This window comes from Streptomyces sp. NPDC086835, from assembly GCF_044745705.1.
Lineage (GTDB): Bacteria > Actinomycetota > Actinomycetes > Streptomycetales > Streptomycetaceae > Streptomyces.
This window is the reverse complement of record NZ_JBIVAU010000003.1, coordinates 703433-721777: the sequence shown is the minus strand read 5'-3', so window position 1 is coordinate 721777 and position 18345 is coordinate 703433. Positions and strand designations below refer to the sequence as shown.

Sequence of the window (18345 nt, the reverse complement as noted above, 5' to 3'; positions counted from 1 at the left end):
GGCACCGGCGAGGAACGGCGGCTCATCGGCGCATGACGCCGCTGACGTCGGTGGCCCGCTGGCTGATCGGGGCCGGCCGAGCTGTGGCACGGGTGGGGGCGGTGCCGATGGATGCCCAAAGCGCTGGCCGCGGCTGTGCGCGAACTGATCGCGGCGGACTGGCTGCGCACGGCCCTGGGTGAGAAGCAGCCCTGACGTCGCAGCCGCCCGGGCCGCCGCGGCCGGGCCGGCCCCGTCAGTGCTGGTGGTGGGCCATCGCCGCGAGGAAGCCGGGGTCGAGCATGGTGCGGGCCGAGGTGTCGTCGGCCGGGTCGAGGCCGGCGTCGTGGCAGGCGACGGAGAGCAGGTAGCGGTGGCCGAGGGCGGAGTGGGTGGCGAAGGCCCATTCGCCGCGGGTGGCCGGTGAGCCGTCGGGGGCCAGCAGGCGGCCGCTGCGCAGGCCGAAGCCGAACTCGGTGAAGCCCAGGCGCATGCCCTGGCCGAGAGCCTTGGTGTAGGCCTCTTTGAGGGTCCACAGGCGCAGGGTCTGGGCGGTCTGCTCGTCCTCGGGCAGCGGGGCGAGTTCGGCGGCCTCCGTGGGGGTGCACATCTGCGCCTGGAGGAGGTCGAAGCGCATACGGCGGTCGGCCGGTTCGGCGTCGACGCCGATGCGGCCGTGGCGGCTGAGGCCGACGGCCATCAGGTCGCCGGTGTGGGTCAGGCTCAGGTCGATCTGGTCGAAGCCGCGCAGGTAGGGGCGGCCGCCGAGGCGGTAGGCGAGGTCGAGGGTCTCGGGGTCGACGCGCAGTGCCGCGGCCGCGGTGTGTTTCATCAGCAGCCGGGCGGCGACGAAGCGGTAGCGCACCGTCGGGTCGGGGATGCGGCGGTAGCGGGGCCAGTCGCGGCCCAGCAGCCGGCGCAGGCGGGGTGCGGTGAGCGCGGCGGGCAGCCATTCGCCCCAGGTGGTGTGCACGACCGCGTTGCCCAGCCGGGTCAGGTTCTCGTGCACGCCCTGCCATGGCCCGGCGGGCCGCGGCACGTGGATCGGTGTGCTGATCCTCTGCTCGTTCATCGCTCTCCCTCCCGAAGGCCGGCCGCGCCGGCCCCGCCCGTGGCCGGCCTGCTAGCCGGCGAGCTGTGTGTCGTACAGGTCGAAGCTGCGGTGGTCCCGGTAGCGCGCGAGTACCTCTTCGAGGACCGCTTTGGTGGTGTTCTCGGGGAGTTCGGGGACCGGGACGCCGAGTCTGCGGCCGATGCGGGTGAGGGCGAGGACGGCCCAGGCCGGGTCGGACAGGAAGGTGCCGGTGCCGTCCTGGCCCTGCCACACGCCCAGGCAGGCGGCGGCCGCCAGGACCAGGGCGTAGCGGTCGGCCAGTGCGCAGACGCGGGGGTCGACGAGTGCGGCGTGGGTGATGACGGGGAGGGCGGCGCACTGTTCGCGCAGGGCGCGCATCTCCTGGACGAACGCGTCGGCGAGGTCGGCGAGGGCGGCCCAGGCGTCCGAGGTGGCGCGCAGGGGGGCGAGGCGTTCCGCGGTGCCGATCAGGGACGCGGTCAGGACGTCGTCGCTGCCGGTGAGGGTGAGGGCGCGGTAGTCGAACGCGGGCAGCGGTGCCCGGGGCAGGAACAGCCGGCCGGCCGGCTCGTCGGTGCGGAACCAGGAGCGGCGGGCGAGGGTGGGCAGTTGGGGCACGATGACGGCCTGGCAGGCGGCGGTGCCGGCGTGGCCGAGGCCGGCGACGGGCAGGTCGCGGACGAGTTTTTGGAAGCCGCCGTAGCGCGGGCCGCGGTCGTAGCCGTGCGCGCCGAGGACGGTGGAGAGTTCCTCGAGGTCCTCGCGGAGCAGGTCGGGCATGGTCATCTTGACGGCGGCGGCGAGCAGGTGGGAGCTGTCGGGCAGCAGGCTCAGGGCGCGCAGTCCGGTGACGGCCATGCTGTCGCAGGCCAGCAGGTCGGCGAAGACGCCGGTGAGCACGGTGTGCCAGCGGCGGGGCGGGACGCCGGCGGGCCGTCCGGTGGTGGCGGCGCGGACGGCGAAGCGCAGCACGCTGTCGACGCCGGCGACGACGGTGGCGGGGATGAGGCAGCGGTTGACCTGGTAGGTGCGCAGGGCGAGCGGGACGCCGTCGCCGAGGTCGCCGACGAGGGTGTCGGCGCCGGCGGGGCAGTCGGTGAACTGCAGGCCCGCGAAGCGGCTGCCGCGCATACCCGGGGTGAGGGCGCGCGGCAGCCGGCGCAGGCCGCCGGGCGGCAGCTGCTCGGGGTCGAGCAGCAGCACGGAGTGGCTTCGTGGGCCGGTCGAGGCCGCGGTCCGGGCGTACATGACGTAGGCGTCGGCCCGGTCGGCGTTGATGACGACGTCCTTGCGTCCGTGGAGGACGAAGCCGCCGTCGGGGGTGGGGCGTGCGGTGAACTCGTCGCGCAGGATGGCGTTGGCGTGGGCGAGTTCGTGGTGGAGGATCGGGGTGCGGCCGCCGGCCAGGAGCACGCGGGCGGTCGCTTCCCGCTGTGCGGTGTCGCCGGCCGCCCAGACGGCGGAGGCGCCGAACAGCGAGGTGATGCCGTGGCCGAAGCCGAGGGCGACGTCGCGGCGGAAGAGGGGGCGCAGGACCTGGGCGAGGAGGTCGGGGCGGACCAGGCGGCCGCCGAGTTCGTGGGGGACGAATTCGGCGGTGAGTCCGGCCTCGGTGAGCAGCGCTTCGGTGGCGGCGGGCGCCTCGCGGCGGTCGTCGGCGTCCAGGAGGGGTTTGTAGCCGTGCGGGTTGCGCGGGTCGTCGGGATCGCCCAGGAGGTTCTCCAGCCAGGCGGCCCGCTCGGCGGCGCCGGGCGGGGCACCGCCGGGCGCCCCGGGGCCCGTTGTGGGCCCCGGGGTGCTCCGGCGGTGGGCGGCGGCCGCTGCCGGGGCGGGCGCGGTCACAGGTGTGGTCACAGGACCCGGACCGCGCTCTCCGCGTGCTTCTTGGCGAGGGCGAGGGTGGCGCCGCTGTTGCGGCCCAGGGCCTCGCGGACGTAGCGGCGGGCGGTCTGCACGTCGGCGTCCGGGCCGAGGACGGGTTCGATGTTCTCCGGGCGCAGCACGACGCTGTGCTGGGAGGTGACGGTGACGCCGGTCTCGTCGGGCACGACGGACCATTCGCCGGTGTGGGCGGACATCAGCAGCGGGGTGGCGGTCTGCTTGTAGACGATGCGCTGGGCGTGGGGGAAGCAGACGCGGACGGACTCGGTGGTGTGGGTGGAGCCGTCGGCGGTGACGGTGTCCATGGCCATGACCTGCACGCCGGGCTGGTCCTCCGTCAGGTCCAGGCGGGAGACGTGCGGGACGAGCTGGGGCCAGTCCGCCACCCGGTAGAGGAAGTCGTAGACGAGCTCGGCGGGGCCGTTGACGCGGACGGAGTCCTCGAAGGACATGACCAGGTCGTCGAGTTGGGACCATCGTTCGGCGAGCTGACGCAGGTTGGCCAGTTCGGCGCGGCTGTTGGTGTCGGTGGCGCGTTCGACCCAGGCGATGTCGTCGGCGTTGTCGCCGGCGACGGTGAAGTCGTGCAGCAGGGTCAGCTTGGACCGGTTCGCGTCCAGGGGTTCGACGATCCAGGTGCCGCCCATGGACTGGACCGGGGAGGCGGGCAGTTCCTGGCGGAACTCGATGCGGCGCCGGGCGGGGTCCAGGACGCGGCGGGAGGTCCAGGACTTGACCTGTCCGTTGGCGGTGGCCCACATGCGCAGGCGTTCGCTGTCGCCGTCGAACTCCAGGCGCTCCACGTGGACGTTGGGCGGGAAGAACAGCGGCCACTGGACGGCGTCGGAGATCAGGCCATAGACCACGCCGGCGGGCGCGGCCACGTTCACCTCGTGCGTCGTTGCGTGCACTCGCTCAGCGGACATCTTTTCTCTTCCTTCTTCAGACGTTGCCCAGGCCGCCGCAGACGTTGAGTGCCTGGGCGGTGATGGATGCGGCGTGTTCGGTGGTGAGGTAGCCGACGAGGGCGGCCACTTCTTCGGGGGTGGTGTAGCGGCCGAGGGGGATCTTGGCCTCGAACTGCTCCTGTACGTATTGCTCCGTGGTGTCCCAGGCGGCGGCGTAGCCCTGGCGGACGCGTTCGGCCAGCGGGGTCTCGACGTAGCCGGGGCAGACCGCGTTGACGGTGATGCCGGCGGGGGCGAGTTCCTTGCCGAGGGCTTTGGTGAAGCCGACGACGCCGTGCTTGGAGGCGGAGTAGGGGGCGCCGAGCAGGACGCCCTGCTTTCCCGCGGTGGAGGCGATGTTGATGATGCGGCCCCAGGTGGCGTCGGCGAGGCCGCCGTTCTTGAGGACTTCACGGGTCAGCAGGAAGACGCTGTTGAGGTTGGTGTCGATGACGTCGTACCAGAGTTCGTCGGCGATGTCGGCGGTGGGTCCGCCGCCGCTGCGTCCGACGTTGTTGACGAGGACGGTGACGGGTCCGTAGGTCTCCACGACGGTGCGCACCAGGGCGGCCACCGAGTCGCGGCAGCGGACGTCGGCGGCGGTGCCCTCGGCCTCCAGGCCTTCGTCGCGGAGGTCCTCGACGGTCTGTTTGACCTCCAGGGCGGTGCGGGCGCAGATGAAGACGCGGTGGCCGCGGCGGCCGAGGTCGCGGGCGACGGCGAGGCCGATGCCGCTGGTGGCTCCGGTGACCAGGGCGACCGGCGGGGTCGCCGGCGACGGTGCGGTCATCGTTGTGCCTCCTTGTGCGGTGCGCCGACGGTGCTGTCGACGGTGTCCCGGGCGGCTCGACGGCCGGACGAGGCCCGCTCGAGAACGGCCTCAGGTGTGCTGTGGGGCGGGTGCGGTGCCGTCAGGGACAGCGGGCGCAGGGCGTCGTCGAGGGCGCGGGGGGTGAGCAGGCCGCCGTGGGCGGCGAGGTAGCCGTCGGGACGGATCAGCGCCCAGGCGCCGGACGCGAGGCCCAGGGCGCGGCGCAGTGCGCCGTCGGGGTCGGGCAGGAGGCGGGGGCCGGGGGCGGTGGTGTCGCCGACGGTGCGTACCGACAGCCAGGCGCCGTGGCGGGCGGCGGCGTCGGTCGCGGTGCGTACGGGGGTGCCGGCCGGGGTGTGGGCGCCGGGGGCGACGAGCAGGGTCCAGCGCACGTCGCGCAGTTCGTCGGCGAAGGCGCGCGGGCCGGGTGAGGCGGGCTCGCGGGCGGTGGCGGTGGCGGTGCGTTCGCCGGGGGCGGGCACGTGGCGGCGCCTGGGTACGAAGACGGGGGCGGCGACGGGCGCGGCGACGGGGACGGGTTCGGGGCCGGCGCCGGTGGTCAGGGGGCTGTCGGCGTAGTCGATGCGCAGTCCGGACATGCCGCCGAGGACCTTGCGCTGGATGGCGCGGCGCAGCGGGGGCACGGCCCGCACGACGGTGAAGACGGCCGGCAGGGCGAGGGAGGCGAGGGCGTTCTTGAGCTGGACGAGGAAGGTGGCGGTGCGGGTGGAGCCGAGCAGTTGCCTGCCGATGGGGACGCGTTCGGTGCTGTAGGTGTCCAGGAGCGCGGGGCGGGCGTGGCCCTGGTGGACCATGGCGAGTTTCCAGGCGAGGTTGTAGGCCTCTTGGATGCCGGTGTTCATGCCCTGTCCGGAGGCGGGGCTGTGCACGTGGGCGGCGTCGCCGGCGACGAAGACGCGGCCTTGGTGCATGCGGGGCACCATGCGCTGCTGGAAGGTGAAGACGGAGACCCATTCGGGGTCGCCGACGTGGACCTGGTGGCCGAGGCCGGTGGTGAGGCGGGCGGCGATCCGTTCGGCTGCGCCGGCCGCGTCGGGGGTTTCGGGGGCGGTGTCCAGCAGCCGCCAGTGGCCCGGGCGGGCGTAGGGCACCATCATCAGGGCCTGTTTGCCGGTGTGGACCCAGTAGATGCTGTCGGGTTCGAGGTCGGTGCGCACGGGTGCGTCGGCCAGCAGCCAGGTGTCGCGGCTCTCGCCGATCAGGGGCAGGCCGAGCTGTTTGCGTACGGTGCTGTGGCCGCCGTCGCAGCCCACCAGCCAGGGTGTCTCGCAGGTCTCCTCGGTGCCGTCGGCGTGCCGCAGGGTGGCTCGTACGGTGGTGGTGTCCTGAGAGAGGCCGGTGAGCCGTACGCCCCATTCGATCTCGACGCCGAGCCGGGCGACGGCCTCGCGCAGGACGGCCTCGGTGCGGGTCTGCTCGATGATCACGGTGTAGGGGTGGCGGGTGGGCATGCTGCGGTAGTCGGCCTCCAGGCGCACCAGCCGGCGGCCGGAGGCGAACATGGTGAACGCCCGGTTCTTGCGGCCGGCTTCGATGACGGGCGCGGCGGTGCCCATCTGGTCGAGGGTTTCCAGGGTGCGCGGGTGGACGGCGACGGCGCGGCTGGTGCGGGCGGGGCCGGCGGCGGCGTCGACGAGGCGGACGCGCAGGCCGCGGCGGGCCAGTTCGTGGGCGGCGGTCAGGCCGACCGGGCCGGCGCCGGCGACCAGGACGTCGGGGCGGCGGTCATCGGACACCGGCCGCCTCCAGCGGGGCGGCGGCGTCCTCGGTCTCGTACATGGCGGGTTCGGCGGTCACCAGCGGCTTGAGGTCGGCGACGATGGCGCGGAAGCCGTCGCTGCTGACGGCGGCGCGGTGGGCGTCGGCGTTGTCCCAGACGGCGATCTCGAGGTGCACGTTCGCGGCGCCGAGGGCGCGCAGGTTCTGGTGGCTGACGTAGCCGGGCTGGGCGGACATGTAGGCGGTGAGGCGGGCGCGGACGGCGAGGAAGGCGTCGTGGTCGCCGTGCACGGTCAGCTTGTTGACGAAGGTCACCATGGGTCTCTCCTGGCGGAAGGGGCCCCCGGCCGGTGTGGGCGGGGGTCAGGCGGCGGCTTCTGCGGCGGCGCGGTCGCGCAGCCGGCGGCGCAGTTCCTGGCGGCGTGGTTTGCCGGTGGGGGTGCGCGGGACGGTGTCGAGGGCTTCGACGCGGCGGATGCGTTCGAAGTGGGCGAGCCGGGAGTTGGCCTTCTCGGTGATCGCGTCGAGGACGTCGAGGACGGCATGCGCCGCGTGCCGCGGGGGGCCGGGGGTCTCGCGCAGGACGATGCCGGCCCATACGACGGCGCCGTGCACGGCGTCGGGCCAGCCGACGACGACGCATTCGGCGACGCGGGGGTCGTCGGCGATGATCCGTTCGACGGCGGTCGGTGAGACGAGTTCGTTGTCATACTTGAAGACGTCGCCGAGCCGGTCGACGAGGTACAGGACGCCGTCGGTGTCCTGGTAGCCGATGTCGCCGGTGGAGAACCAGCCGTCGGCGTCGATGCGGGAGGGTTCGTCGTCGTCGAGGTAGCCGGCCATCACCTGCGGTCCGCGGACCTGCACCTCGCCGGTGGCCCACACGTCGGCCGGCTCACGGGAGTCGAGGCCGACGATGCGGCTCTCGGTGCCGGGCAGGGGGTGTCCGACGGCGCCGGGGCGGGTGTCGTCGAGGCGCTGGTTGTGGGACAGCGGGGAGAGTTCGGCCATGCCGTAGCCCTGGACGACGGGGACGCCGAGCAGTTGGCTCAGCCGGCGGGCGGCGGCGGGCGCGAGCGCCGTGCCGCCGGACATGACGGCGGTGAGCCGGGGCAGGGCGGGGACGGCCTTCGGGGAGGCGGTCAGCCGGGGGTCGGCGGCGAGGCGGTGGAGGCGGGCGGGGAGCCCGTAGTAGTGGGTGGCGCCCGTGCGGGCGGCCAGGGCGAGGGAGGCGAGGGGGTCGCCGTCGGTGCACAGCACGTGCCGGGCGCCGGCGCACACGGCCGAGTTGAGGTGCATCACGTGGAACAGCGGCAGGTGGTTGAGGGTGACGGACGCCGGGCCGAGGCCGTGGGCGAGGGCGATCTGGTGGGCGTTGGCGACCAGGTTGCGGTGGGTCAGGCGCACGCCCTTGGGGCGGCCGGTGGTGCCGGTGGTGAACTGCACGCACACGGTCGACGACAGGTCGGCCGGTCCGTGGGCGGGTCCGGCCGGCCCGTCGGCGGTGCCGTCCAGGGCGACGTGCAGGGGCAGCGCGTCGGCGGGGACCACGCCGTCGTCGGCGTCGGTGACGACGATGGTGTGCAGGCGGGGCAGCTGCTCGCGCATCTTGGTGAGCAGTTCGGCGGTGGCGCAGGGCACGAACGCGATCTCGATGGCGGCGGCGGTGAACACGTGCCGCAGCGCCGCCTCACCGATGAGCGGGTTGACCAGGGCGATGGTGCGGCCGCTGCGGCTGGTGCCGTAGTAGGTGGCGGCGAACGCCGTGTCGAGGGTGTTCGCCACGCCGACGGTGGTGCCCGGGCGGCCGGCGGCGGACAGCAGGTAGTGGGCGACGCGGTCGGCGCGGGCGTCGAGTTCGGCGTAGGTGAGGGTGTGCTGCCCGCAGGTCAGCGCGGTGCCGTCGGGGTCCCGAACGGCGGCCTGGCGCAGCAGTCCGTCCAGGGGCAGTTCCGGATGCGTGAATCGCGGCACGGCGTGGTCCTCCTCCGGGTGGCGGATGCCGCGACCGGCTGGGCCTGCCGGGAGGGGCACCAGCGCTGGCAGGCACCGGTCGGGTGTCGGGTGCCACGCTGTGCGGCCGCGCTCGAGAAACCGTGGAAGTCCGCTCGACGGTCCCTCGGCGGGGCGCGGACGGGCGGCGGAGCAGGGGGCCCGCGGGGCGGGGCGGGCCGGTGCGCGAGCAACGCTCCAGCGGCGTGCGGGCGGGCCTCCATCACGGGCGGCCATGTTGGGCCGCGTACGTCATTGCCGTACGGACCTGGGTCCTGTCGCCGAATGCCGCCTCGTGGGCGGACGGCGCCGCGTCGTGGACACTCCCCGGGCCCTGTGTACGGACCGATTCGCCACCCGATGGGGGTTTTCACGCATGACGCAGACGACGATCGACCGGCCGGAGGTCTCGGCTCTTCAGCAGGCCGTGCAGGGCGCGGCGGACCGGCTGGTCCAGGCCGGCGCGGCCGGCGTGCAGTTCCGGGTCACCCGGGGGGACAACTCCTTCGTCGTCACCTCGGGGATCGCGGAGCTGGGCTCCGACCGGCCGGTTCCGGCGGACGGCCGGTTCCGTATCTCGTGCATCACCAAGCCGTTCGTGGCCGTGGTGGTGCTGCAGCTGGTCGCCGAGGGCCGCCTGGACCTGGACCGGAGTGTGGAGAGCTATCTGCCGGGGCTGCTGCCGTACGGCGAGAAGATCACCGTCCGGAACCTGATGCAGCACACCAGCGGCCTCTACAACTACATGGACTCGTTCCAGAAGCCGGGCGACCGGTTCCTGCGCGACCGCTACAAGCACTACGAGCCCGAGGACCTGATCGCCATCGCGGCGGCCAAGCCGCTGGAGTTCGAGCCGGGCACCAAGTTCGCGTACTGCAACACGAACTACTTCATCGTCGGCCTGCTCATCAAGAAGATCACCGGCCGTTCCTACCGCGAGGAGATCACCGAGCGGGTCCTCGAGCCGCTGGGGCTGACGGAGACGACGCTGCCGGGCGACGACCCGAACATCCCCGGGCCGCACGCCCGCGGCTACATGCAGATCGGCGGCGAGCCGGTCGACGTGACGCTGATGAACCCCTCGGAGGCGGGCTGCGCGGGCGAGATCATCTCCACCACCGCGGACCTGGACCGGTTCTTCTGCGCCCTGTTCGGCGGAGAGCTGCTGAAGGAGCCGGAGTTCACCGAGATGACGACGCCGCTGCCGCCGGAGATGATCGAGAACCTGCCGATGGGCATCGGCTACGGCCTGGGCATCATGAAGCTCGAGAACGACGACGACCTGGACCTGTGGGGCCACGGCGCCGGCATCCCCGGTTACGCCACGTTCGCGGCCACCACCCGCGACCGGTCCGCCCGCGTGCAGCTGTCGTTCACGATCGGCGACAAGGACTTCGGCCCGGAGGCCGAGCAGGCCGTCATCCGCGGTGTCAACACCGCCCTGTGCTCCTGAGGCCGCGATGACGGACCAGGTGAGGAAATCGGTCGTCGTCACCGGCGGCGGCACGGGAATCGGCGCCGCCACGGCCCGCGCTTTCGCGGACGACGGTGCGCATGTACTCATTGTCGGACGCAGTGAATCGACGCTGAAGGAAACAGCGGACGGGCACGACCGGATTCGTATTCTGGTCGCCGATGTCCACGACCATGATGCGCCCGATCTTATTGTCCGGACGGCGCTCGAGGAATTCGGCCGTCTCGATGTTCTGGTGAACAATGCGGCGGTCACCGGATTCGCGTCCCTGGACGGTTTGGAACGCGACAGCGTTCGACAGCAATTGGGCACGAATCTGCTCGCGCCGGTCTTTTTGACGCAGGCGGCCTTGGACGCTCTCGAGGCCGCCGGCGGCGTCGTGGTGAACGTCAGCTCGGCGGGTTCGCTGGGCCGTCGCGCCTGGCCGGAGAACTCGGTGTACGGGATGGCGAAGGTGGCGCTCGACTTCCTGACCCGCACCTGGGCCGTCGAGCTCGCGCCGCGCGGCATCCGCTCGGTCGGTATCGCGCCCGGCGTCGTGGACACCGGTGTGGGGGTGCGGGCCGGGATGCCGGCGGAGGCTTACGAGGCGTTCCTCGCACAGATGGCGGAGCGGATCCCGGCGGGCCGGGTCGGCCGGCCGGAGGACATCGCCTGGTGGATCGTGCAGTTGACCCGGCCGGAGGCCGCGTACGCCAACGGCACGGTCGTGGCGGTGGACGGTGCACTGTCGGTGACCTGACGCCCGCCGCGCGCACCTGAAGCGGCCCCCGGGGGTTTCCCCGGGGGCCGCTTCGGGTGCGCTCCTGCTGCCGTGCGTCCGGTGCGCTGCCGTGCGGGCGGTGCGCGCGGTCCGCTGTCGCCCGGCGCTGCCCACGGCCTTGCGGCCGGGGCCGCGGGGTGCGGTTGGTCAGCGGGCGACGGTGGCGGTGACGTAGCGGACCGGGACGTCGATGCGGATGAGGCCGTCGGCGTCGCGCAGGGCGTCGAGTTCGCCGGTCAGGCGGGCGCGCAGGGCGGCGGCCTCGTCGGTGGGCAGGTGCTGCCACAGCAGCCGCATGCCCTGCGTGTGGGACCACTCGACCCAGTCCTCGCCGCTCGCGGCGGTCATCTCCACCACCTCGTCGGTGATGACGGTGTCGGTGAATCCGGCCTGCCGCAGGGCGGCTTCGAGGTCGGCGGGGTCCTCGAGCCAGGAGTGCAGCTGGCGCCGCAGCTGCTCGGGGTGCCAGGCGGGCGGCAGGTGCTGGAGCAGCGACATGGGGATCCAGCGGCTGAACAGCGGCGGCAGGAAGGGGAATTCGTCCTCGCGGAAGACGGGGCTGGTGAAGGCGATCCGGCCGCCGTCGCGCAGCAGGCCGGCGTAGCGGGCGAGGGCGGCGCGGGCGTCGGGCAGGAAGATGACGCTGTAGCTGCCCATGACGAGGTCGAAGGACCGGGCGGGCAGGTCGGGGTGTTCGCCGTCCATGACCCGCAGTTCGACGTTGTCGATGCCCTGGCGCCGCGCCTCCTGGCCGGCCTGTTCGATCATCGCCTCCGCGATGTCGATGCCCAGCGCGTGGCCGGTGGGGCCGATCCGGTCGGCGGCGGGCAGCAGGGTGGCGCCCAGGCCGCAGCCGACGTCGAGGAGCCGCTGTCCGGGCTGCGGGCGGGCGTGCTCGACGAGCCGGCGGCCCATGGGGGTGAAGAACTCGACCCCGAGCCGGTCGTAGGCCGCCGCGGCCTTGTTGAAGGCGGCGGTGACTTTCGTCTTGTAGGTGGTCGCGGTGTCCACGGTCAGCTCCGGGGGTGGTGGCGGCATGGATCTGTTCACGGTGAATGCTGCTGCTTTCCGGCCGGGTGGTGGTGGAGGACCGTTCGAGAGCGGGTCGACGGCGGCAATTCGCCGCTTGCCCGGCCTCTTCGGTCACCGCACAATGTCGGCCAGTGTCCTGAATTTCTGCTGGGCGCCCGGCGAAGGGAATGCGATGAGCAGTCATATAGCGGCGGTACGCCGCATGGTGGAGGCGTACAACACGGGAAAGACCGATGACGTCGCGGAATTCATCCACCCGGATTATCTGAATCCGGCGACGATGGAGCACATGGACCTGCGGGGTCCCGACTCGTTCGCGATGGCCGTGAAGTGGCTGAAGATGACCTTCTCGGAGGAGGCGTATCTCGAGGAGGTCCTCATCGAGGAGCGCGGCGACTGGGTGCGCGCCAACCTCGTCCTGTACGGCCGTCATGTCGGCAACCTGGTGGGCATGGCGCCGACCGGGCGCCGCTTCTCCGGGGAGCAGATCCATCTGATCCGCCTGGTCGACGGCAAGATCCGTGACCACCGTGACTGGCCGGACTACCAGGGCACCTACCGGCAGCTCGGGTCGCCGTGGCCGGAGCCGAACGGCTGGAGGGACTGAGCCATGATTCTCGTCACCGGAGCGACCGGCAAAGTGGGCCGTGAGGCCGCTACGCAGCTCGCCGCGGCGGGCCGCCGGGTGCGGGCCCTGAGCCGTACGCCCGAGGAGGCGAACCTGCCGGCCGGCATCGAGGTGGTGGCGGGCTCCCCCGCCGACCCGGCGTCGCTGGCGGCCGCGTTCCAGGGGGTGAGCTCGGCGCTGGTGGTGCTGTCCGGCGATGTGGCGGGCGAGGCGCGCAACGTCGCCGCGGCCGCGGCGGCGTCGGGCGTGGGGCACCTGGTGTTCCTGTCGTCGGCGAGCGTGCTGCACCCGCTGCCGCACGGCATCGCGGACGAGCACCGGGCCGCGGAGGAGGCCATCACCGCGTCCGGCGTCGACACGACGTTCCTGCGGCCCGGCCCGTTCCACGCCAACACCTCGTGGTGGATCAAGACCGTGCGGGAGAGCGGCGCGGTGCGCTGCTGGATCGGCAACAACCCGGGTGCGCCGATCGACGAGTACGACATCGCCTCGTCGGCGGTGGCCGCGCTCACCGACGAGCGCCACCGGGGCAAGGCGTATGTGCTGACCGGCTCCGAGGTGCTGACCTCCAAGGACCAGGCCCGCATCCTGGGCGAGGTCCTGGGCCGTGAGCTGGACTTCTCCGTCGCGCCGCAGGAGGAGGTCGTGGAGGTCTTCGCGGGCATCACCGGCGACCGCCCGGCCGCGGTGACCAACGTGGCCGCCCTGCACAGCCCCGAGGTGCCGTGGTCCCGGCCGACGCCGGCGGTACGGCTGCTGACCGGCCGTGAGCCGCGCAGCTACCGGGCGTGGGCGCAGGCGAACGCGGCGCTGTTCGCCGCCGAAGAGGTGACGGTATGAGCACAGAGGCGGGCGGTACGGTCCTGGTGACCGGTGCGACGGGCCTTCAGGGCGGGGCGACCGCGCGTGAACTGGTGCGCCGTGGGCGCACGGTGGCGGCGCTGGTGCGCGACCCGGACTCCGAGGCGGCCCGCGCGCTGGCCGACCTGGGCGTGACGCTGGTACGCGGTGACCTGGACGACGAGGCGTCGCTGCGTTCGGCCATGGAGGGTGTGCACGGGGTGTTCTCCGTGCAAACGTTCATGACGCCCAAGGGCCTGGGCGGCGAGGTCCGCCAGGGCCGCGCGGTGGCGCGGGCGGCGAAGGCCGCCGGCGTGGCGCATGTCGTGTACAGCTCGGTGGGCGGCGCGGAACGGCACAGCGGCGTACCGCACTTCGAGTCCAAGCGGCACATCGAGCGGTATCTGCAGGAGCTGTCCGTGCCGGTGACGGTGCTGCGTCCGTCGTTCTTCATGGACAACTTCGCCGCGCACGGCCCCCAGAACGTCGACGGGACGCTGGTGGTGCAGCTGGCGCTGAAGCCGGACACCCGTGTGCAGTTCATCGCCGTGGAGGACATCGGCTTCTTCGCCGCCGAGGCCTTCGAGCGGCCCGCGCAGTACGTGGGCCGTGCGGTGGAACTGGCGGGCGACGAGCTGAGCGCGACCGAGGTCGCGGAGGCGTTCGCCGTGCGGACGGGCCTGCCGGCCCGGTTCGAGGAACTGCCGCTGGACGCGGTGGCCGCGAACCCGTACATCCCCAACGCGCCGGAGATCGCGTTGATGTTCGAGTGGTTCCAGGAGCACGGCTACCGGGCGGACATCCCCGCGCTGCGCGCCGAGCACCCGGGGCTGCTGTCGTTCGGGGCGTACCTGAAGTCCCTGGACCTCTGAGCCCCGGCCACCTGCCACAGGGCCCGGACCGCGTCGGCGGTCCGGGCCCTTGTGCGCGACCGGCCGGGCGCGACGCCGGAGTCCGGGCGGCAGGGCCGCGCGAGGGCGTCCGCGGAAGGTGACCTGACGGGGTGCCGGCCCCCGGAGGGCTCCGTAGGCTGCCGCTCATGACGGGGAGCGGCATCGAGCTGGTGATATTCGACTGTGACGGTGTGCTGGTGGACAGCGAGAGGATATGTGTCGAAGTGGACGCGGTGATCATGGCTGATCTGGGGTGCTCGTTCACCGAGGCCGAGATCATCGAGCGGTTCGTCGGCTCGTCCTCCGAGGTGTACACCGCGGCTGTGGAGGAGCGCCTGGGACGGCGTCTGGAGAAGGGCTGGCACAAGAAGTATGAGCACCTGTACGAGGCGGCCTTCGCGACGGGGTTGACCGCGGTCGACGGCGTCACGGACGCGCTCGACGGTCTCACCGCGGCCGTGTGCGTCGCCTCGAACGGCGATCACGCCGGCATCAGGCGCAGCCTGGACATCGTCGCGCTGTCCGACCGCTTCGAGGGGCGCGTCTTCAGCGCGGCGGACGTCCCCCGGGGCAAGCCCGCACCCGACCTGTTCCTGCACGCCGCCCGCTCCATGGGAGTGGAGCCCCGGGCGTGCGCGGTGGTCGAGGACAGCGCGTACGGGGTCCGGGCGGCGCGGGCGGCCGGGATGCGGGCCTTCGGCTACTGCGGTGGTCTGACCGCGGCCTCGCGGCTGGCGGGGCCGGGCACGGTCGTGTTCGACGACATGCGCGATCTTCCCGGGCTGCTGGCTGCGGCCGGCTGAGCCGGGACACGGACAAGGGCCCGGGCCGCGTCGGCGGTCCGGGCCCTTGTCCGCGGTGCCGGAGTTTCACATGACGTCGGCGGCGACGAAGCCCAGTTCCTTGAGCATCGGCAGGTAGTTGAAGACGTCGTAGTGCTCGATGATCTTCCCGGCGTCGTCGAAGCGCAGTTCCTCGAGCATGAACCAGGTGACCTTCTTGCCGGTCGCGGCCTTGCCCATGAAGTCGCCGAGGTGGGTGGCGGTCACGGTGATCCGCAGGATGACGCGGTCGCCTTCGGAGACGGCGCTCTTGACGTCCAGGTGAAGGTCGGGGAAGGCGGCGAGTCCGCCGCGCATCGCGGCCTTCATCATCTCGGAGTCGACCGGGCGGTCCTCGGAGAAGTGCTCGATGTCCGGCGACCAGTGCGTGAAGATGCCGTCCAGGTCCCAGCGGTTCCAGGCGGCGGCGCAGTCGAGCGCGATCCGCTTGTTGCGCTCCTGGACGCTGAGGGTGGACTGCTCGGCGAGTGTTGCGGTCATGTTCGGTCCTTACCGGGGGTTCAGGGGATCAGGACGTGCTTGCCGACGGTGGCGCCGTCCAGCAGGGCGCGTACCGCGGCCGGGGCCTCGGTCAGCGGGTGGCGGCCGGCGATCTCGGGGCGCAGGACGCCCTCGTCGACCAGCCGGTACAGGGCGGCGAGGTCGGACCGGAAGTCGTCGCCGGGCTTGACGTAGTACATGCTCTGGCGGCGGCGGCGGGTGAGGCGGAGCTTGCGGGCGATCCAGCGGGCGGCGGTGCGGCGCAGTGCGGGCACGTGCGGCCTGAACCACTGGCCGGACCGGTAGCCGGCCACGGAGGAGTCGAAGGAGACGAGGGTGCCGCCGTCGGCGAGCATGGCCCAGCCGGCGTCGAGGCCACGGCCGCCGATGTGGTCGAAGACCGCGTCGACGCCGTCGGGTGCCAACTCCCTTACGGCGGCGGGCAGGTCGTCGGTGCGGTAGTCGAGCGGCTCGGCGCCCAGCGCGCGCACCGCGTCGTGCTTGGCGGGTGAGGCGGTGCCGATGACGCGCAGCTGCGCGTGGACGGCGAGCTGGGTGAGCAGGGTGCCGACGCCGCCGCTGGCGCCGTGCACGAGCACGGTGGAGCCGGCGGCGAGTGCGGTCTGCCGGTGCAGCATCTGGTAAGCCGTGACGCCGTTGGTGATCAGGGAGACGGCGACGGCCGCGTCCAGGTGCTCGGGCACCGCGGCGAGCGCGGCGGCGGGCACCTCGACGTACTGCTGCCAGGCGCCGTGGCGGGGCATCGCGGCGACGCGGTCGCCGGTGTTCCAGCCGGTGACGCCGTCGCCCCTCTCCACGACGCGGCCCACCAGGTCGTAGCCGGGCACGAAGGGGAACTTGGGCGGGAAGGGGTGCAGGTGCTGGAGCATCTGCACCTCGGCGAAGGACACGCCGGCGGCCTCGACGCGGACGACGACCTTGCCCCGGCCGGCGGTGGGCCGTGTGCCGTGACCGGCGACGATGTGGTCCTCGGGGCGGCCGCTGCCGGTGAGTTGCACGTGGGCGTTGGCCGCCTGGCCGCCGGTGGCGGCCGCGGCGGGTGCGCCGGGGGTGGTCCCGGGGTGGGCGGCGGCGGTGCCGGTGTCGAGGCTCACGCCGCCACCGTCTCGCGCTGGGGGGCGAAGTCGGCGGCGTGGTCGGCGGCCCACCGGGCGAAGGTGAGGGCCGGGCGGCCGGTGATCCGCTCGACGGTGTCCAGCGGCACGGGCGGGTTGTCCATGGCGTCGGCGAGGTAGCCGAGGATCATCTCGACGACCGGCGGCGGCATGAAGTGGCCCATCTGCTCGCGCGCCTGGTCGGGGGTGATCTCCTCGAAGGCGACGTCGGTGCCGATGGCGTCGGCGATCGCCTTCACCTGGTCGACCTGGGTGATGGCCTGCGGGCCGGTCAGGACGTACGCCTGCCCGGTGTGGCCGTCCTCGACGAGCGCGGTGGCGGCCACCGCGGCGACGTCGGCCTCGTGGATCAGGACGCGCGGCGCGCCGCCGTAGGGGGTGCGCACGACGCCCTCGGTGCGGATGGAGTGGCCCCACTTCCACAGCAGGTTGGTGGCGAACTCGTCGGGGCGGACGAAGGTCCACTCGATGCCGGACTCCTCGACGGCGCGCTCCACGGTCCGGTGGTGCTCACCGCTGTGGTTGTCGCCGGAGGTGTCGAGCACGGACGACGAGGAGAGCACCACGATGCGGCGCACTCCGGCCTCCTTGGCGAGGGCGACGACCTCCCGCGCGGTCCCGGGGACCGGGAAGAGGTAGAGGCGCTCCACGCCGCTCAGGGCGGCCCGCAGCGTCTGCGGCTGCTCGAGGTCGCCCTCGAACACCTCGACGCCGTCGGGGAGCCCCGCTGTGGCCGGGGTGCGGGTCAGGGCCCGCACCTGCGCTCCCGACGCCACGAGGTGGTCGACCACATGCCGGCCGACGGATCCTGTCGCTCCTGTCACCAGAACTGTCACGCCTGCTCCACCCTGTCGGTCCCGGCTTTCCCGAGACTCCTCGGACCTTGGTGGTGCAAGGCTGAACAGTCCGGCTGGAGGGTCCCCGGAGACCGGCTGGAACGCGACCGGGCCGGGAGGGCCGGGAGCGTCGCTCGAGCCGTTCTCGAGCGGCGGCGGGGATGCTCCCGGCGGAGGGCCTCGCCTGCGTGCCCGTGCGCGCCGCCATGCCGGGGCACGGCCGGCCGCGGGGCTTTCGCGGGGCTGTCGACTGCCTGGTCGGGCCGCTTCCCTGTCCCCCTCGTCCCCCACGAAAGGTCGCCGCTTTGTCCGCCACCGCCGTAAGCCAGTCCCCCACCACGCGGGGCAGGACCAAGAAGAAGTTCGAACTCTCCCGCAGGGCGCGCAGGCTGACGCTCGCCGTCCATGTCGTGACCTCGGTGGGCTGGGTGGGTCTGTCCCTGGCGATGGCCGTGCTGGCCGTCATGGGGTACACCACCGAGGACGCCGCGGTCGCCAAGGGCGTCTACTACGCGATGTACGTCTTCGACGACACCTGCGTCACGGTGTTCAGCATCACCGCCGCGCTGTCCGGCATTCTGCTGTCCTGCGGCACCAAGTGGGGCCTGCTGCTGCACTGGTGGATCATCGTCAAGTGGGTGATCACCCTGTTCATGACGATCTTCGCGTGGTTCGTGATCCACCCGATCGTCATGCAGGCCACCGAGAACACCGCGACGGCGGGCGGCGCGCCGCCGAGGCCGGGCTGGCCGGCGGACTTCCTGCTGTGGAGCGTGCCGGTGCTGTTCGCGCTGCTGACCGTCGCGGCGGTGGTGTCCGTCTACAAGCCGTGGGGCCGAACGTCCCGCGGCCGACGTACCGCGCCGCGCGGCGGGCGTTCCTGACGACCCGTGCATACGACGGCGGGCGGCCCCCCCCGGGGGCCGCCCCCCGCGGGTGGGGGGGGGGGGGGGGGGGGGGGGGGCCCGGGGGGGGGGGGGGCGGCGCCCCGGCCGG

Annotated in this window: 18 protein-coding genes; 7 read left to right on the top strand and 11 right to left on the bottom strand. The window is 73.0% G+C overall.

The window, feature by feature from the left end:
• Positions 1-235: 235 nt before the first annotated feature.
• From ACIPJI_RS14670 to ACIPJI_RS14640, 7 genes are read right to left on the bottom strand one after another with little or no spacing between them, the layout of a single operon-like run.
• Positions 236-1051, bottom strand: coding sequence for a 4'-phosphopantetheinyl transferase superfamily protein (locus ACIPJI_RS14670; protein WP_356624082.1), 816 nt, complete (start codon positions 1049-1051; stop codon positions 236-238).
• A gap of 51 nt (positions 1052-1102) precedes the next feature.
• Positions 1103-2908: an acyl-CoA dehydrogenase gene (locus ACIPJI_RS14665; RefSeq protein ID WP_356624084.1), complete on the bottom strand. Its 1806-nt coding sequence runs from the start codon at positions 2906-2908 to the stop codon at positions 1103-1105.
• On the bottom strand, positions 2905-3861 hold the full coding sequence (locus tag ACIPJI_RS14660) for an aromatase/cyclase (protein WP_402246500.1): 957 nt from the start codon (positions 3859-3861) through the stop codon (positions 2905-2907). Before ACIPJI_RS14660 ends, ACIPJI_RS14665 begins: the two co-directional genes overlap by 4 nt.
• A gap of 16 nt (positions 3862-3877) precedes the next feature.
• Positions 3878-4672 (bottom strand): 3-oxoacyl-ACP reductase FabG, encoded by a 795-nt coding sequence (gene fabG / locus ACIPJI_RS14655; protein ID WP_307711044.1) that lies wholly within the window; start codon positions 4670-4672, stop codon positions 3878-3880.
• On the bottom strand, positions 4669-6450 hold the full coding sequence (locus tag ACIPJI_RS14650; RefSeq protein ID WP_402246498.1) for an FAD-dependent oxidoreductase: 1782 nt from the start codon (positions 6448-6450) through the stop codon (positions 4669-4671). Before ACIPJI_RS14650 ends, fabG begins: the two co-directional genes overlap by 4 nt.
• Positions 6440-6751 (bottom strand): antibiotic biosynthesis monooxygenase family protein, encoded by a 312-nt coding sequence (locus ACIPJI_RS14645; RefSeq protein WP_402246496.1) that lies wholly within the window; start codon positions 6749-6751, stop codon positions 6440-6442. Before ACIPJI_RS14645 ends, ACIPJI_RS14650 begins: the two co-directional genes overlap by 11 nt.
• Positions 6752-6796: 45 nt before the next feature.
• On the bottom strand, positions 6797-8407 hold the full coding sequence (locus ACIPJI_RS14640) for a class I adenylate-forming enzyme family protein (RefSeq protein ID WP_402246494.1): 1611 nt from the start codon (positions 8405-8407) through the stop codon (positions 6797-6799).
• 394 nt (positions 8408-8801) lie between these two features.
• Between ACIPJI_RS14640 and ACIPJI_RS14635 the strand changes: the two genes are divergently transcribed.
• Positions 8802-9878: a serine hydrolase domain-containing protein gene (locus ACIPJI_RS14635; RefSeq protein WP_402246492.1), complete on the top strand. Its 1077-nt coding sequence runs from the start codon at positions 8802-8804 to the stop codon at positions 9876-9878.
• 7 nt (positions 9879-9885) lie between these two features.
• Positions 9886-10641: an SDR family NAD(P)-dependent oxidoreductase gene (locus tag ACIPJI_RS14630; RefSeq protein WP_402246490.1), complete on the top strand. Its 756-nt coding sequence runs from the start codon at positions 9886-9888 to the stop codon at positions 10639-10641.
• 168 nt (positions 10642-10809) lie between these two features.
• On the opposite strand, the gene ACIPJI_RS14625 is transcribed toward ACIPJI_RS14630, so the two are convergent.
• Positions 10810-11673, bottom strand: coding sequence for a methyltransferase domain-containing protein (locus ACIPJI_RS14625; protein WP_356624101.1), 864 nt, complete (start codon positions 11671-11673; stop codon positions 10810-10812).
• Between the two features lie 193 nt (positions 11674-11866).
• On the opposite strand from ACIPJI_RS14625, the gene ACIPJI_RS14620 reads away from it, so the two are divergent.
• The 4 genes from ACIPJI_RS14620 (at position 11867) to ACIPJI_RS14605 (ending at position 14858) form a co-directional block, all read left to right on the top strand.
• The gene (locus ACIPJI_RS14620; protein ID WP_005321817.1) at positions 11867-12301 is read left to right on the top strand and encodes an ester cyclase; all 435 of its coding nucleotides are present in this window, start codon (positions 11867-11869) and stop codon (positions 12299-12301) included.
• A 3-nt stretch (positions 12302-12304) separates the two neighbouring features.
• Positions 12305-13162 (top strand): SDR family oxidoreductase, encoded by an 858-nt coding sequence (locus tag ACIPJI_RS14615; RefSeq protein ID WP_307711039.1) that lies wholly within the window; start codon positions 12305-12307, stop codon positions 13160-13162.
• A complete protein-coding gene (locus tag ACIPJI_RS14610) occupies positions 13159-14034 on the top strand; it encodes an NmrA/HSCARG family protein (protein ID WP_402246488.1) in 876 nt (291 codons plus the stop codon). The genes ACIPJI_RS14615 and ACIPJI_RS14610 overlap by 4 nt, the downstream gene beginning before the upstream one ends.
• A gap of 167 nt (positions 14035-14201) precedes the next feature.
• Positions 14202-14858, top strand: coding sequence for an HAD-IA family hydrolase (locus tag ACIPJI_RS14605; protein ID WP_356624094.1), 657 nt, complete (start codon positions 14202-14204; stop codon positions 14856-14858).
• 66 nt (positions 14859-14924) lie between these two features.
• Here the strand turns inward: ACIPJI_RS14605 and ACIPJI_RS14600 are convergent, their stop codons facing one another.
• Genes ACIPJI_RS14600 through ACIPJI_RS14590 form a run of 3 tightly spaced genes read right to left on the bottom strand, consistent with a single transcriptional unit; the run spans position 14925 to position 17349 of the window.
• Positions 14925-15377, bottom strand: a complete 453-nt coding sequence (locus ACIPJI_RS14600; RefSeq protein ID WP_307711034.1) for an ester cyclase — start codon at positions 15375-15377, stop codon at positions 14925-14927.
• 20 nt (positions 15378-15397) lie between these two features.
• Positions 15398-16492 carry a zinc-binding dehydrogenase gene (locus ACIPJI_RS14595; protein ID WP_402246486.1) on the bottom strand — a complete coding sequence of 365 codons (1095 nt, stop codon included), beginning with the start codon at positions 16490-16492 and terminating at the stop codon, positions 15398-15400.
• The gene (locus ACIPJI_RS14590) at positions 16489-17349 is read right to left on the bottom strand and encodes an NAD(P)H-binding protein (RefSeq protein ID WP_356624099.1); all 861 of its coding nucleotides are present in this window, start codon (positions 17347-17349) and stop codon (positions 16489-16491) included. Before ACIPJI_RS14590 ends, ACIPJI_RS14595 begins: the two co-directional genes overlap by 4 nt.
• A 305-nt stretch (positions 17350-17654) precedes the next feature.
• Between ACIPJI_RS14590 and ACIPJI_RS14585 the strand changes: the two genes are divergently transcribed.
• Positions 17655-18233, top strand: coding sequence for a hypothetical protein (locus tag ACIPJI_RS14585; RefSeq protein ID WP_307711031.1), 579 nt, complete (start codon positions 17655-17657; stop codon positions 18231-18233).
• The last annotated feature ends 112 nt before the right edge of the window (positions 18234-18345 follow it).